Source organism: Kitasatospora sp. NBC_00458 (assembly GCF_036013975.1).
Taxonomy (GTDB): Bacteria; Actinomycetota; Actinomycetes; order Streptomycetales; family Streptomycetaceae; genus Kitasatospora.
This window is the reverse complement of record NZ_CP107904.1, coordinates 4,817,523-4,831,674: the sequence shown is the minus strand read 5'-3', so window position 1 is coordinate 4,831,674 and position 14,152 is coordinate 4,817,523. Positions and strand designations below refer to the sequence as shown.

General features: G+C 72.0%; 14 protein-coding genes. 10 read left to right on the top strand and 4 right to left on the bottom strand.

Annotated elements, in window-relative coordinates; all coding sequences use genetic code 11:
- The first annotated feature begins 78 nt into the window (after nucleotides 1-78).
- The 7 genes from OG550_RS19925 to OG550_RS19895 all read left to right on the top strand — a co-directional run bounded on the left by OG550_RS19925 (nucleotide 79) and on the right by OG550_RS19895 (nucleotide 8,153).
- The gene (locus OG550_RS19925) at nucleotides 79-1,329 is read left to right on the top strand and encodes a methionine adenosyltransferase (RefSeq protein ID WP_327679424.1); all 1,251 of its coding nucleotides are present in this window, start codon (nucleotides 79-81) and stop codon (nucleotides 1,327-1,329) included.
- On the top strand, nucleotides 1,329-2,288 hold the full coding sequence (locus tag OG550_RS19920; protein WP_327679422.1) for an aminoglycoside phosphotransferase family protein: 960 nt from the start codon (nucleotides 1,329-1,331) through the stop codon (nucleotides 2,286-2,288). The genes OG550_RS19925 and OG550_RS19920 overlap by 1 nt, the downstream gene beginning before the upstream one ends.
- Nucleotides 2,285-2,995, top strand: coding sequence for a histidine phosphatase family protein (locus OG550_RS19915; RefSeq protein ID WP_327679421.1), 711 nt, complete (start codon nucleotides 2,285-2,287; stop codon nucleotides 2,993-2,995). The genes OG550_RS19920 and OG550_RS19915 overlap by 4 nt, the downstream gene beginning before the upstream one ends.
- The gene (gene serS, locus OG550_RS19910; protein ID WP_327679419.1) at nucleotides 2,988-4,280 is read left to right on the top strand and encodes a serine--tRNA ligase; all 1,293 of its coding nucleotides are present in this window, start codon (nucleotides 2,988-2,990) and stop codon (nucleotides 4,278-4,280) included. The genes OG550_RS19915 and serS overlap by 8 nt, the downstream gene beginning before the upstream one ends.
- Nucleotides 4,281-5,303, top strand: a complete 1,023-nt coding sequence (locus OG550_RS19905; protein ID WP_327679417.1) for a glycosyltransferase — start codon at nucleotides 4,281-4,283, stop codon at nucleotides 5,301-5,303.
- The gene (locus tag OG550_RS19900) at nucleotides 5,297-6,343 is read left to right on the top strand and encodes a hypothetical protein (protein ID WP_327679416.1); all 1,047 of its coding nucleotides are present in this window, start codon (nucleotides 5,297-5,299) and stop codon (nucleotides 6,341-6,343) included. Before OG550_RS19905 ends, OG550_RS19900 begins: the two co-directional genes overlap by 7 nt.
- A 517-nt stretch (nucleotides 6,344-6,860) precedes the next feature.
- Nucleotides 6,861-8,153 carry an IS30 family transposase gene (locus tag OG550_RS19895; protein ID WP_442906160.1) on the top strand — a complete coding sequence of 431 codons (1,293 nt, stop codon included), beginning with the start codon at nucleotides 6,861-6,863 and terminating at the stop codon, nucleotides 8,151-8,153.
- Nucleotides 8,154-8,347: 194 nt separating this feature from the next.
- On the opposite strand, the gene OG550_RS19890 is transcribed toward OG550_RS19895, so the two are convergent.
- From OG550_RS19890 to OG550_RS19875, 4 genes are all read right to left on the bottom strand, one after another.
- A complete protein-coding gene (locus OG550_RS19890) occupies nucleotides 8,348-9,322 on the bottom strand; it encodes a hypothetical protein (protein WP_327679414.1) in 975 nt (324 codons plus the stop codon).
- Nucleotides 9,319-9,840, bottom strand: a complete 522-nt coding sequence (locus tag OG550_RS19885) for a SigE family RNA polymerase sigma factor (RefSeq protein ID WP_327679412.1) — start codon at nucleotides 9,838-9,840, stop codon at nucleotides 9,319-9,321. Before OG550_RS19885 ends, OG550_RS19890 begins: the two co-directional genes overlap by 4 nt.
- Before the next feature lie 109 nt (nucleotides 9,841-9,949).
- Nucleotides 9,950-11,296 (bottom strand): FAD-binding oxidoreductase, encoded by a 1,347-nt coding sequence (locus OG550_RS19880; RefSeq protein ID WP_327679410.1) that lies wholly within the window; start codon nucleotides 11,294-11,296, stop codon nucleotides 9,950-9,952.
- A 188-nt stretch (nucleotides 11,297-11,484) separates the two neighbouring features.
- Nucleotides 11,485-11,868, bottom strand: coding sequence for a VOC family protein (locus OG550_RS19875; protein ID WP_327679408.1), 384 nt, complete (start codon nucleotides 11,866-11,868; stop codon nucleotides 11,485-11,487).
- A gap of 117 nt (nucleotides 11,869-11,985) precedes the next feature.
- Between OG550_RS19875 and OG550_RS19870 the strand changes: the two genes are divergently transcribed.
- The 3 genes from OG550_RS19870 (at nucleotide 11,986) to OG550_RS19860 (ending at nucleotide 13,996) form a co-directional block, all read left to right on the top strand.
- Nucleotides 11,986-12,726 carry a TetR/AcrR family transcriptional regulator gene (locus OG550_RS19870; RefSeq protein WP_327679406.1) on the top strand — a complete coding sequence of 247 codons (741 nt, stop codon included), beginning with the start codon at nucleotides 11,986-11,988 and terminating at the stop codon, nucleotides 12,724-12,726.
- Nucleotides 12,727-12,798: 72 nt separating this feature from the next.
- Nucleotides 12,799-13,230 carry a GNAT family N-acetyltransferase gene (locus OG550_RS19865; RefSeq protein WP_327679404.1) on the top strand — a complete coding sequence of 144 codons (432 nt, stop codon included), beginning with the start codon at nucleotides 12,799-12,801 and terminating at the stop codon, nucleotides 13,228-13,230.
- 223 nt (nucleotides 13,231-13,453) lie between these two features.
- Nucleotides 13,454-13,996: an SRPBCC family protein gene (locus OG550_RS19860; RefSeq protein ID WP_327679402.1), complete on the top strand. Its 543-nt coding sequence runs from the start codon at nucleotides 13,454-13,456 to the stop codon at nucleotides 13,994-13,996.
- Nucleotides 13,997-14,152: the final 156 nt, after the last annotated feature.

Here is a 14,152-nt window from a genome sequence, read left to right as displayed (position 1 = left end):
AGGTGTTCGGCACATCAGCGCGCGACGAAGGCGCACGCCCTGCCTGCCGTAGCCGGACCGACGGAAGAGGAGATCACCATGCAGCGAGTCAGCACGACCGTGCAGAACAGCAGCATCACCATCGAGAGCGGGCGTCCGATCCCCACCGACCTCGTCCTGCTGGAACGCAAGGGGCTCGGCCACCCCGACACCCTCGCCGACCACCTGGCCGAGGAGCTCTCCCGCGCCTACAGCCGCTACACGCTCGACCGCTTCGGCGCCGTGCTCCACCACAACTTCGACAAGCTCGCGCTGCTCGGCGGCTCCTGCGAGGTCCGCTACGGCGCCGGCCGGATGACGGCTCCGGTGAAGGTACTGGTCAACGGTCGGGCCGCGTACGCCTGCGGCGGCGAGGACATCCCGGTACGGGAGCTGGTCGAGCAGGCCGTCACGGCTTTCTTCCACGACCGGCTGCCCGAGCTCGTCGGCCACCTCGACCCGGTCTTCAACATCACCAGCAATCCCAGCCCCGGCGCCGTGGTCACCGACGAGAGCGGTACCGACCGTTCGCGCTGGTTCGCGCCCCGTTCGGTGGACGACCTGCGCGAGCGCCACACCCTGCTCGCCAACGACACCTCGCTCGGCACCGGCTGGGCTCCGATGGCCCCCTTCGAGCAGTTCGCCCATGCGCTCGTCAACCACCTCTCCGGAGTGAGCGAGTTCACCCGGGCGAACCCCTGGTGCGGCTCCGACGTGAAGCTGATGGGTCACTTCGACGGCGCCAAGGCCGAGGCCGTCCTGTGCGTCCCGCAGAAGTCCGAGCACGTGCCCGACCGGGCCTCGTACCTCTCCAACAAGGAGGAGGTCCTGGCCGAGTGCGCCCGGTTCGCCGAGCAGCACCTCCCCGGCGTCGAGATCACCTTCCTCCTCAACGCCCGTGACGTCCCCGAGAAGGACGAGCTCTACCTGACCTACACCGGCAGCTCCATCGAGTCGGGCGACGAGGGCGTCGTCGGCCGCGGCAACCGGGTCAACGGCCTGATCACCCCGCTCCGCCCGATGAACCTGGAAGGGGCCAGCGGCAAGAACCCCGTGTACCACGTCGGGAAGCTCTACAACCTCGCGGCCACCCGCCTCGCCCAGCGCCTGTACGACGAGACCGGCAGCTACGCCGAGGTGCACCTGGTCAGCGCGACCGGCCAGCGGCTCGACCAACCCTGGAAGGTCCTGGTCCGACTCGCGGCCGAGGACCCGGAGATCGAGAAGGTACAGGCCCAGGTCGCCCTGGCCCTCGGGGGCTTCCCGGAGCTCACCGCCGAGCTGGTCCACCGCGGCGTCCGGCTCAGCTGATGCACTCCGAATCGCCCACGCTCCTGCCCCCGCGCAGCGCTTGGCGGCGGCTCCGGGAGCACTACGGTCCGGAGGTCCACGGGTGGCTGGCCCGCGCCCCCGAGCTCTTCGACGAAGCCGCACGCCGCTGGCAGTTGACCCTCGACAGCTACCACGACGCCGGCCACGCCTCCCTGGTCATGCTGGCACGCGAGCGAACCAGCGGGCACGAGGTCCTGTTGAAGGCATGGCCCGACCACAGCCGCTACCGCAACGAGATGATCGCGCTGGGGATCTGGGCGGCCGGACCGGCCGTCAGGGTGCTCAGACGCGCGGACGACCTCGGCGTCGCCGCCCTGGAGATGGTGGCAGCCGTACCCGGCGGTTCCGTCGGACCGGAGACGCACGAGTACGAGGCGGTGGCCACCGCTCTGCGGCAACTGCATCGTCTCGGTCGGGGCGCGAACATCACGGCCGCAGCACTTCCCAGCCTCCACGACTTCCTCGAATGCGAGTTGCTCCCGCGAGTGCACCGACGCCTGGCGGCGCAACGCCCCCAGCTTGAGGTCGACTGGGCGAGGCTCGGCGAGCGCTTGGTCACCGGACTGCGCCCGGACGCGGCACGGGCGGCGGTCCTTCACGCGGACGTCTACCGCGAGAACGTCCTCTTCGACGACCGCCAGGCGCCGGTCCTGGCGGACCCCCTGCCGATGGTCGGCGACGAGGTCTTCGACTGGGCGTTCTGGACCGTCTACTACAACCTGGGCACGGACACCCGGGACCGCTTCGAGATCGCTGCCACCACCGCCGGCCTGGATCCGCGGCGGCTCCGCCACTGGAGCCTCGCACTCTGCGTGGACGGGCTCCTCTACTACCGCGCGCTGGGGGACCACCGCGCCTCCGTGATGGAGCGGGTGATCGCAGAGCTGGCCGGCGACCTCGGTCTCGCTGCGGTGCCGAAGCAGGGCGGCCGGACGTGACCACCTACCTCCTGCGCCATTCCAGTACCCACTACAGCGCGGCTCACCGGGTCAACGGCGACCCGACTGTCGATCTTCCACTGGATTCGGCGGGACGCGCCGCCTGCCGGACCGGTAGCGGCGTGCTCGCTGCCGTTCAGCCGAAGATCTGGCTCACCTCGGTGTTCGCCCGGACGGGTGAGACAGCCCGGCTGCTGATGGGCGATGCCGATCAGCCCGTCAGGGTCGAGCCCGCCCTGAACGAAGTCGACTACGGGCATTTCGAAGGCGGCCTCTTCACGGAGTACGCGCGCTGGCTCGTCACCGCCGGACCGTGGGAGAACCCGCCGGGGGCCGCCGAGTCCCAGCGCGAGGCCATCCGCAGAATGCTTGCCGGCCTGCGGAGCGCACGCCAGCTGCCCCCGCCTCGGACGGTCGTCGCGCACGGCCTGCTGGCCTCCGTGCTGCGATGGCACGGACGGACCTCGCGCGACGCCCCCGGGGAGGCCATGCCGATCTTTTTCGACGAGGTGCCCTGCCTGTACCTGGTCCGGATCGAGGACGGCGAACTCGAAGACCTGATCACGGCCCTGCTCGAAATCCTGGATGCGGAGGAACAGCAGACCGCCCTAGCAGGCGGATGGTCATCGCGGCCGGAGGACCAGCGCACGCTTGCTACCTTCGATGGACCATCTGTCCAGCTGGAGGAGAAGAACTCCCATGCATGATCCCCGCGCCCTCATCGAGATGGGCTCCGAGGCGGTCCGCCGCCTCGCCCGCCGCGGCTACACCCTGGATCTCTCTGCGTTGGAGTCTCTTCAGTCCAGCCGCTCCCAGCTCATCACCCGCGTGGACGAGCTGCGGGCCGAGTCGAAGCGGGTCGCCCAGGAGGTCCAGCAGACGGCCCGCCAGGGCGGCGACACCGAGACGCTGAAGGACCGGGCCCGCGAGCTCAAGGAAGAGATCCGGTCGGCCGAGGCGGAGCAGGAGCAGGTGCAGCAGGAGTTGCGCGACTTCCTGCTGACCATTCCCAACCTGCCCCTCGACAGCACCCCCGAGGGCGACTCGGACGAGCACGCCGTCGAGATCCGGCGCGTCGGCGCGCCGCCGTCCTTCTCCTTCGAGCCGAAGGACCACGTGGACCTCGGTGAGGCCCTCGGCATCCTCGACTTCGCCCGTGCCAGCAAGCTCTCCGGCTCCCGGTTCAGCGTCTCGCGCGGTGCCGGCGCCGCCATCGAGCGTGCCCTGGCGACGCTCTTCCTGGACCTGCACACCAAGCGACACGGCTACGTCGAGCACGCCGTCCCCTACCTCGTCACCCGGCAGACCATGACCGGCACCGGCCAGCTGCCGAAGTTCGAGGAGGACCTCTTCGCCACGGGTATGGGGGAACGCGAGCTCTTCCTGATCCCGACCGCCGAGGTCCCGCTCACCAACCTCTACGCGGACGAGATCATCCCGCCCGCCGAACTCCCCCTGGCCCTCACCGCGCACACCCCGTGCTTCCGCTCGGAAGCCGGCTCCTACGGCCGCGACACCCGCGGCATCCTGCGCCAGCACCAGTTCTCCAAGGTCGAGATGGTCCGCATCTGCGACCCCGAGGACTCCCAGGCCGAGCTGGAGAAGATGCTCAGCCACGCCGAAGCCTGCCTCAAGGAGCTCGGACTGGCCTACCGGGTCGTCCAGCTCGCCGCCGGCGACCTCGGCTTCTCCGCCCAGATCACCTACGACATCGAGGTCTGGCTGCCCAGCCAGCAGACCTACCGCGAGATCTCCTCCGTCTCGGACTGCGGCACCTTCCAGTCCCGCCGCGCAGGCATCCGCACCCGGGACGAGCACGGCAAGACCAAGCCCGTCGCCACCCTCAACGGCTCCGGACTGCCCATCGGCCGCACCCTGGCCGCCCTTCTCGAACAGTGCCAGCAACAGGACGGCTCCATCGTCCTGCCCGAGGCCCTGGTGCCCTACCTCGGATTCCGCCGGATCTCGGCGGACGGAACAACGGAGGCATAAGTGTTAGTCGGCATCTGCGACTTCCCCAGCAGCTACACCTTCCCGCCCGTCGGCTACGGCGGGATCGAACGCTGGCTCTGGGCAGTGGCGGAAGGCGCCCGAGCCGCAGGCGCCGACGTACACCTCCTCGGCCCCGGCTGGAGGACCGACCTCGCAGACGACTGGGCGTTGCGCCCGGTCCGCCTGGAGGACCTCCAGCCGGGTACCCGGCAGACTCGTGACCTGCGTTCCACCGGCTACGACCTGCTCGTGGTCGGACACGAGTACCCGTCGCTCCCCGGGTGGCGTCGGGTCTGGGCCGATCTCGACTGCGACGTCGCGACCTTCCAGCACTCGCCGGTCTTCCGGCACGCCGCCGACGCCTTCGACGCGAAGCGCTCCCGGCTTTACTGCTACTCGCCCGAGATGGCGAGGCTGTACGCCGCCCACACGCCGCTGCTGGAGCACGCGGTCCACCTCGGGCTCGGTGAAGCCGAACCGCCCGCCGGGCCCGGCCGCGACCTCGTCTGGCTCGGCCGGATCGACGAGGAGAAGGCGCCGCACCTCGCGGTGCGCGCAGCCCAGTTGCTCGGCCGGCGGATACGCATCGTCGGACCGGTCTTCGACAACGACTACGTGCGCCGTCACGAGGCACTCTTCGCGGCTGATCACGTCAGCTGGGTCGGTGAGGTCGGAGGGGCGGCCAAGACGGCCGCGTTCTCCGACGCCTCGGTCTACGTCTACACCTGCGCACGGAGCTACGTGGAGGCCGGCGCCGCCGTGTTCGGGGAGTCCCTGCGTGCCGGTACGCCCGTCGCCGCGCTCTGCTGGCGAGACGGCACCTGTGCGGAGGCGGCTCTGTGCGAGAGCACCGGAGCCGTTGCCAGAGCCGATCCTGAGCACGACGACGAGGACGCGGCCCTGGTGCTCGCCACTGCGATCGAGCGGTGTCTGGAACTGGACGCGCCGACCGTGCAGGCCATCGGGCTGAGCCGGTTCGACCCCGAGCGGCACTTCCGGGCTCTGGCGACCAGGCCGTGCTGACCGCGGACCCACCGTCGAGCCCGCTCGACCTCCTCGGGCTCGGACGGAAGTGGGAGATCGAGCACGGCGCCGCCGGCCGCTTCGAGATCCGTCACCGCGACCGGGGGACGCCGTACCGACCGACGACTCGACCGCTCCAGTGGGGCGGTCTGCTGCAGCAGTTGGACAGCGGCTTTCGTGCGGCGGGCGTCACCCGCGCGAGACCGCTGCCCATGCGGTGGGGCCGGGACACCGAGTTGACGATCTCCGCCGTCCAGGCGCTCGATCCCCTCCTCAAGGACGGCAAGCCGTACGTCTTCCGCCGTGGCTACCTCCCCCAGCCGGTCGTCCGACTGACCGGCGAGCGGGACCACGTAGGCGCCTTGGGGGAGGGATTCCTCACCTCGTTCGTCAACATCTCGCGCATCGAACCCGTCACTCGGCCGGCCGAGTTCACCGGGATTTTCGACCACTGGCTCACGCTCTTGTCCGGCATCGGCCTCCACGCCAGACACCTCACCATCCACGGCCGCAACGCCGTCTGGCAACGCCGTGAAGTCTGCGGTCTCACGGTGCACTTCCGGCACCTGGAACTTCCCATCGGTGACATCGTCCTGCTCTGGAATGCCGCGGATCCCAGCTGCATGGCGGTGGACCTGGGCTCCGGCCTTGAGCGCCTGGCCTGGGCCCGGACCCGTCGCCCCTGGCGGGAACTGGCCTTCGGCCGCTTCGCTACGGCCGGTGTGGCCGCCGACGTGCTCGACGCCGTTCGAACCGCGACGCTGCTCGTCGGAAGCGGCATCGCCCCTGCGGTACGAGGGGCCGGCGGCGTACTGCGCCGCATCCTCTCTGCCGTTCCCGCCGACGCCGCACCTCTCGGAGTCAGCGCCCTGGTTCGGTCCAGCCACGCATTCTGGAACCTCACCTCACCGATGGCCCTGCCGTGGCCCGAAGTCGCCTTCGTCATCGAGCGCGAGATCCACCGCCACGACGTCACCTCCGCCATGTCCCTCCCCTACCTCGGTCGAGCTGGAGCGACGGAACGTGAAGCCACGACGTAACCGGAACCCGCCCGCCGAGTTCCGACTCCGCTTCGCCTGTACGACCGGGTTCTACTTCAAGTGCGAGGAAGTCACCCAAGTCGCCGAGTTGGGCACACTCACCGTCGAAGGCGAGACCATCACACTCGCGGCCTGCCACCTCTGCACCTGGCGGCTGGAGCGGCAGCACCACCATGCCCGAGCCGGCCGCGGATGGTGCGGCACCGGCGAGGGGTCTCGGTAGGGACGTAGCGCGGCGTTGATCGCGGTCACAGCAGCTGGGATCAGCGGCATGTGCTCACCCTTGGCCTGCCAAGAACCGCGGCTCCGACGAGCACCGGTTGACGCCAACGCCACCGTACTGGGAAGGCCCCGGAGAGTTCGCCTTGGGTTCTAACGGTCCTCGCAACACCCGTGATCGATGGGAGTTGCGGGGACCGTGGGCGTTGGACGCGATGATCTTTCGGGGTTGAGGGAGCGTTTCCTTGCGCGGCTGGATGCCGTGGGGAACGTGACCGTGGTGGCGCGTGAGCTGGGGATGAACCGGAACACCGCCTTCGGCTGGGCCCGGAAGGCCGGACAGAGCTCGGTGCGCCTGCCGCGGCGGCACCCCGGTCGCGATGAGTACGAGCGGCTTCGGGCCGCCGGTGTCGCACGCCGGGCGGCGGCCCGGCAGATCGGCGTGAACGAGCGCACGGCCAAGGACTGGGACTGGGGCGTCAAGAAGACCCGCACCACGCGCACCTACACCGACGGCCGCCGTGTCGACTACACCACCGGGACCGTCACGATGGGCGGCGTGACCACAGCACCAGTGGGCCTGGAAGCCCTGGAACAGCAACTGCATCCGCGGTTCCTGACACTGGCCGAGCGCGAACAAATACGGGATCTCCAGGCGCTGGGTCAGTCGTTGCGGGCGATCGGACGGGCCCTGGGGCGGCCGGCGAGCACGGTCAAGCGGGAGATCGACGCGAACTCGGGCAGCAAGGGATACCAGCCCTACGCGGCCCACCGGGCGGCCGCCGCACGCAGGCCCCGGCCCAAGGAGCGCAAGCTGCTGCGCGAGGGACGACTGCGCGGCTTCGTGCAGGACAGACTGCGCGTCCGGTGGTCACCGGAACAGATCTGCCACGCTCTACCGACGGAGCATCCCGACGACGAGAGCATGCGGGTGAGCGTGGAAACGATCTACCAGGCGCTGTATTTCCAGGCCCGTGGCGGCCTGAAACGGGAAGTACAGGCAGCCGTCCGCTCCGGCCGGACCCGCCGCAAACCCCGCCGCGACCCCGAGCGGCGCACCCCGCGGTTCATCGACCCGATGGTGATGATCAGCGACCGACCCGCCGACGTCGAGGACCGGGCCGTGCCCGGTCACTGGGAAGGGGACCTGATCATCGGCGCGGGCGGCCGCTCCGCGATCGCCACCCTGGTCGAGCGCAGCACCCGTTACACCATGCTGGTCCACCTGCCGGGCGGTGCCCACGACGCCGAGACCGTCCGCGACGGCCTCGTCCGCACCATCCAGACCCTGCCCGCCCACCTGCGCGGCTCCCTCACCTGGGACCAGGGCGGCGAGATGGCACGCCACAGGCAGTTCACCATGGCCACCGGCATGCCCGTCTACTTCTGCGACCCCGCCTCACCCTGGCAACGCGGCTCGAACGAGAACACGAACGGGCTCCTGCGGCAGTACTTCCCGAAGGGAACCGACCTCAGCCCGCACAGCACCGAAGACCTCGAACACGTCGCCCAAGAACTCAACGGCCGCCCACGCAAGACGCTCGGCTGGGATACCCCAGCCGAGCGTCTACGTGATCTACTCACCACCTAAAACCAAGTGGTGTTGCGACGACCCCTTGAACCCAAGCGCTCTCCGGGGCCTTCTGCGTGCGCTGCCGGGGGTGGGTGCGGCTCGGTCCCCGGCGGTGCGCGGCCGGGGCGGCCGGGCTGCGCGGGGCCGTACCCGGGGCGGCTGCGGGCCGCTCCGACCACGGATCCGCGCACCCGGCGCCCCGGACGGCCGGGTCAGCCCTTCTGGGTGGCGTAGGGGGTGCCGTCGGCGCGGTAGAGGGCGGCCTTGTAGGAGTCCGGCTCGCCGACCACGGCGAACCAGCGGACCGGGGAGTCGCCGATGGTGACGATCGGCGGCTGGGTGACGGTGCCGTCGGCCCACTTCGCCTCGGCCCGGGCGGCCTCGGGGCCGACCGGGAAGAACCCCACCGCGGGGGCGCCGTAGAACGGGTCGTCGGCGCCGTTCTTGGCCCACGCGTGGAAGGCCACGCCGCCGAACAGGTCGTCGACCCAGCCGGGCGGGGTGGAGCCGGGCGGCGGGGTGCCCCAGAACGGGGTGACGCCCCGGGCGGGCTGCTCGCTCTGCTGGGACCGCGAGACCCGCTTGCCGTCCATGACCAGGTAGAAGACCACCTGGTCGTGACCGGCGTGCCGGTACTGGTCGACGTAGTCCTGGGTGGGCGGGGAGTCGGTGGCGCCGGCCGCCTTGTCCTCCTGCCAGATCAGTTCGGCCTGCTGGAGGGCCTGCTCCTTGGAGACGGCCGGCCAGAGGGCCGCCCAGGCGGTCCACGGCTTGCCGTCCTTGGTGCCCGACGCCATCCGGACCCGGACGGGGGTGAGCGGGTCCGCGGGGGCGGGAGTGGCCGTCTGCCCGGGCGCGGTGCTCTGCCCGGCCGCGGTGGCCGGGGCCTGCGCGGACTGCGCCCCCGGGGCGAGGGGCGCCGACGCCGCGGCCAGCGGCCCGGGCCCGGCGGAGGGGTTGACGCCGCCGTTGACGGCGGCGACGCCGCCGACCCCGGCGACCACGGCGAGCGCCATCACCCCCGTCAGCAGGGACCGCCGCCGCACCACCCGGCGGCGCCCGCCGGCCTGGACCGCGGCGTACGGCACGGGGCCGATCCGCACCGTCCCCGCCAGTCCGGACAACTCCCGGACCACCGCCTCCGCCCCCTCGACCGCTCCGGCCGACCCTGTCTCGTCACGGTTCACGCCGCACCTCCGATGCTCGTCCTGGTGTTGAGTGAGGAGAGCTCGCGCAGCTTGGCGATCCCCTTCGAGGCCTGGCTCTTGACCGTGCCCACCGAGCAGCCCATGGCCGCGGCGGCCTGGGACTCGCTGAGGTCCTCCCAGTAGCGCAGCACCACCGCCTGGCGCTGCCCGGGCGGCAGGGTGCCGAGTGCCGCGACGAGCGCGGCGCGGTCGTCGAGCTGTGCGAAGCCGTCCGGGCCGACCTGCTCCGGCACGGCGGTGACCAGCCGCTCGGGCGGCTTCCGCCGGAACCGGCGGGCGTGTTCGTTGATCAGGATCCGCCGCACGTAGGCGTACGGCTCGTCGGCCCGGGTGACCCTCCCCCAGGCCGCGTACGTCCGCTCCAGCGCCGTCTGGGCCAGGTCCTCCGCCAGGTAGCGGTCCCCCGCCAGCAGGAACGCCGTCCGCATCAGGCGTGGCCAGGCACCGGTCATGAACGCGTTGAACTCGAAGTCCCGCTCGGCCTTCTTGGCTCCCATGAGCACCTCCTCGCCCTCCCAGAGCCCGGGACGGCCGCCAACCGTTGCCCGGACCCGGGGAATGTGGACGAGAAGACGTGCGGAAACGGTACGCGGGGGGCGCGGACGGTCAGACGGCGGGCGGGATGTTGAAGTTCAGGCGGAAGAGGTTCCCCGGGTCGTACACCGCCTTGAGCTCGGCGAGCCGGCGGTGGACGGCCTCGGGGTAGGCGGTGCGGACGGTCTCCGGGTCGGCGGCGTCGAAGCCGAAGAAGTTGGCGAAGGCGCCGCCGGTGGACCACGGGCCCAGGCGCTCGTGCAGGGTGCGGTGGGCGGTGCGCAGTGCGTCGAGGCCGCCCGGTTCGATCAGGCTGGTGGAGAAGGCCAGGTAGCCGGCGTCGCGGCCGCCGACCGCGTTCGGCACGGCCGGTTCGCGGGAGTAGGCGCCGCCCTGGAGGCGGATCTCGACGATCAGCGGGCTGTCGGCGTCCGGCCCGGCGACGTCGAGGACGGTGTCCACGGTCTCGGGGGCGAGCTCGCGCAGCGCGCTGTTGCGGTCGTACGCGGGGTGCGCGAACGGCGGCTCGTGGTGGATGGTGCCGGCGTCCTGGAAGGGCAGCTCGCGGATGGTGTCGAGGAGCGGGGTGCCGAGGGCCCGCAGCGGCTTGATCCAGTCCTCCCCCTCGCCGGTGGGGCCGCTCCAGGCCACCCGGAGGACGGCGGCGTAGCGGCCGCGGAGCGGTTCGGGCAGCACGGGCAGGTCGGGGTAGCGGATCAGCTGGGCGGAGGTGGCGAGTTCCTCGGGGACGGTCCGGCTCCACTCGGCCCAGCCGTGCAGCGCGGCGGAGGCGGACTCGGCGGGGAAGTAGAGGCCGCCGCCGAGCAGGCCGGCGACGGGGACGAGGTCGATCTCCATGGCGACGACGACGCCGAAGTTGTCCTTGCCGCCGCGCAGGGCCCAGAACAGGTCGGGTTCGGTGTCGGGGGTGGCGGTGCGCAGCCGGCCGTCGGCGGTGACCACGTCGAGGCGGCGGACGTGGTCGGCGGCGTAGCCGTAGCGGCGGCCGAGGAGGCCGATGCCGCCGCCGAGGGTGTAGCCGACGGCGCCGACGTCGGGGTTGGAGCCGCTGAGCGGCGCGAGGCCGTGCGGCGCGGTGGCGGCGAGCACCTCGTGCCAGCGGACGCCGGCCCCGAGGGTCGCGGTGCGGGCGGCCGGGTCGACCGTGACGCCCTTCAGCCCGGCGGTGCTGATGACGAGCTGGCCGTCGGTGGGTACGGAGATGCCGTGGCCGGTGGCGCGGACGGCGACGGCGAGGCCGTGGCCTTCGGCGTACCGGACGGCGGCCGCGACGTCGTCGGCGTCGGCGGCGGCCACCACCAGTGCGGGGTGGTGGTCCAACGCGAGGTTGTAGCCGGTCCGCTGGGCGTCGTAGCCGTCGTCGCCCGGCCGGTACACCGGTCCTGTGGTCTCGATCATGCCGGGAGGCTAACCCGGTCGCGGGCGGAGCAATCCCGTCCGGTTGCGCTCTCTGTCAGGTCGGCGCCGCAGGGGTCCTGACGGTACGTCATGGCAAGGGCGTCCGGGACCGCCGCCGTCGGGGCGGTCCCGGACGCCGCCTCCCCCGGGGCCGCGGCGGCCGGACGGGCGGGGACGCGGGGCGGAACTCAGCGGCCGGCGTCGGAGGCGCGGGTCATGATCTCCAGGTTGTGGCCGCTCGGGTCCTCGAAGTAGGCGCCGCGCCCGCCGAACCAGTCGTTGGTGCGGCCGGGGTGGCGGTGGAACGGGTCGGCCCAGTAGGTGAGGCCGCGGGCCCGGACCCGGTCGAGGATCTCGTCGAACTCGGCGTCGTCGACGAGGAAGGCGTAGTGCCCGGCGGGGACCGGGCCGTCGACCTGCATGACGTCGAGGGCGACGTCGTTGCTGAGCCGGACGATCTGGAAGGGCTCGCTGTAGACCGGGTCGGCGAGGCCCAGGATGTCGGCGAGGAAGCGCGCGGACTCCTTGTCGTCGCGCGCCGGAACGATCGTGTGGTTCAGCTGAACGGCCATGGAACGCTTCCCTCCGGGTGGTTCTGGACGTGCCACCGAGCGTAGGACTTCAAGTCCGCTTCACGTCAAGCATGTCGTAAACTACACGATGTAGTGCACTGCAAGGAGGGTATTCCGATGGTCGAACAGACCGCGACGGCACCGGTTTCGGCCACTCCGGCCCAGGCCGCCCAGGCCACGGCCGCCCAGGACCGGGCCGCCCCGGCCGGCCAGGCCACGGCCGCCGGCCACCGGGGCATGCCGGAGAAGCGGGTGGCCATCGCCCGCGCGGCACGCACCGTGTTCGGCCGGGAGGGCTTCACCCGCACCAGCGTGGACGCCATCGCCGCCGAGGCCGGCGTCTCCAAGCGGACCATCTACAACCACTTCGCCGACAAGGAGCAGCTGTTCCAGTCGGTGATCCTGGAGGGCGCCTCCACGGTGGCCGCCACCCAGGCGAAGATCGCCGACCGGCACCTGCGGAAGATCGTCGACCTGCGCGGCGACCTGATCGACTTCGGCCTGGACCGGGTCGGGTCGCTGACCACCTTCGCCGAGCACTGGGCACTCGTCCGGACGATCGAGGCGGAGGCGCTGCACATCCGCCCGGCCGTGCTGGAGGCCTGGCAGGAGGCCGGACCCCGCGAGACGCACCGGGTGCTGACCCACTGGATGACCGAGTTCGCCGAACGCGGGCTGCTGCTGGTGCCGGACCCGGACGAGGCGGCCCGCCACCTCAACCTGCTGACCTTCATCGCCGTCGCCCAGCCCACCTTCTACGGCGCGATCCCGATGCCGGCGCAGCGGATCGCCGAGGTCGTGGCGAGCGGGGTCACGGCGTTCCTCAAGGTGTACCGCGCACCCGGCGCGGCCGCGTAGCCGCCGGGACCGCAGCACCCGGCCGGGACCGCGTGGCCGCCGGGACCGCCAGACCGCCAGGGGGCCGGCAGGATGGAACTGACCGTCGTCGACGTGGCGCCGGGGACACCGGCGCTGACCCGCGACGTCGCACCGCTGATCGGCGCGCTGCGGCCGGCGCTCGGCCCGGACGGGTTCGCCGCGTTCGCCGCCGAGGCGCACCGGCAGGGGCTGGTCTTCACGGCGGCGTACGACTCCCGCGGGCGCTGCCTGGCGGTGGCCGCGCACCGGGTGCTGGCCACCAGCCGCGGGCGGCTGTTCTTCGTCGACGACCTGGTGACCGCCCCCGCGGCGCGGTCCACCGGGGTCGGCGGGCGGCTCTTCGCCGTCCTCCGGGAGCGGGCCCGGGCGGCCGGCTGCGTGCGGATCGAGCTGGACTCGGGGACGGCCAACCACGGGGCGCACCGGTTCTACCACGCGCACCGGATGGCGGTCACCGCGCTGCACTTCGGCCTGGAGCTGTAGGCGCGCCGGTCGCCGCGCACCGCGCCCGCCCCGCACCACACCGGCCCACCCCGCCCCGCACCCGCCGCACGCCCACCCGCCCCGGCCGCGCGCCGGGAGCGTACCGGGCCGCCGGCCGCCGCCCGACCGGCCGGACGCTGATCTGTCAGGTCCACCACCGGACTTGACGGACCCGCCGGACGACCTTTGACCCTCCCGCGCGCCGCCGCCCAGGATTCCGGCCATGGGAGAAAACACCGCAGAAATCGCGCCCCTTTTCGAGTCCCGCGCCGAACTCCGGATTTCCGCCGGTCCGGCCGAGGTCTATTCGGTGATCAGCGACCTCCCGCGCAGCGGCGAGTGGAGCCCGGAATGCCAGGGCGGGATCTGGGTCTCCGGCGAGCCCGGAGCGGTCGGTTCGGTGTTCCGCGGCGAGAACCTGCGCAGCCCCGACGTGGTCTCCTGGGCGCCGGTGGTCCGCGGCACCTGGTTCACCCACGCCGAGGTGCTGGCGGCCGAACCGGGCCGGACCTTCCGCTGGGCCATGCGGGACAGCGGCGGACGGGCCCAGGACAGCGTCTGGGCCTTCGACATCGAGGCCGACGGGGACGGCAGCGTGCTGGTGCACCACTTCCGGATGGGCACCGCCACCGAGGGCATCCGCGGCATCACCGCCGGGATGGACGCCGACGAGAAGCGGCGGTTCTTCGCCGAGTGGGGCGGGAAGGTCGCGGGCGACCTCGGCGTGACCCTGGAGCGCGTCAGGCGGGTCATCGAGAAGGGCTGACGCAGCACCGCGCGACCGCGCCCGGCCGGCGCCCGCCCCGTACCCCACCGCGCCGCACCGCTCCGCTCCACGGCGGAATTCCCCGGCGGCGGGCCCCGGCGCCCACGGAAGTCCCCCGAAAGCCCCCCTGAACGCCATCCCCGAAAGCAATCCCTG

Bases quoted from the DNA above. Each gene is read 5' to 3' on its own strand.
- OG550_RS19925 (WP_327679424.1), top strand. From the start codon at position 79: ATGCAGCGAGTCAGCACGACCGTGCAGAACAGCAGCATCACCATCGAG.
- OG550_RS19920 (WP_327679422.1), top strand. From the start codon at position 1,329: ATGCACTCCGAATCGCCCACGCTCCTGCCCCCGCGCAGCGCTTGGCGG.
- serS (WP_327679419.1), top strand. From the start codon at position 2,988: ATGCATGATCCCCGCGCCCTCATCGAGATGGGCTCCGAGGCGGTCCGC.
- OG550_RS19895 (WP_442906160.1), top strand. From the start codon at position 6,861: ATGAACCGGAACACCGCCTTCGGCTGGGCCCGGAAGGCCGGACAGAGC.
- OG550_RS19885 (WP_327679412.1), bottom strand. From the start codon at position 9,840: ATGGGAGCCAAGAAGGCCGAGCGGGACTTCGAGTTCAACGCGTTCATG.
- OG550_RS19880 (WP_327679410.1), bottom strand. From the start codon at position 11,296: ATGATCGAGACCACAGGACCGGTGTACCGGCCGGGCGACGACGGCTAC.
- OG550_RS19875 (WP_327679408.1), bottom strand. From the start codon at position 11,868: ATGGCCGTTCAGCTGAACCACACGATCGTTCCGGCGCGCGACGACAAG.
- OG550_RS19870 (WP_327679406.1), top strand. From the start codon at position 11,986: ATGGTCGAACAGACCGCGACGGCACCGGTTTCGGCCACTCCGGCCCAG.
- OG550_RS19865 (WP_327679404.1), top strand. From the start codon at position 12,799: ATGGAACTGACCGTCGTCGACGTGGCGCCGGGGACACCGGCGCTGACC.
- OG550_RS19860 (WP_327679402.1), top strand. From the start codon at position 13,454: ATGGGAGAAAACACCGCAGAAATCGCGCCCCTTTTCGAGTCCCGCGCC.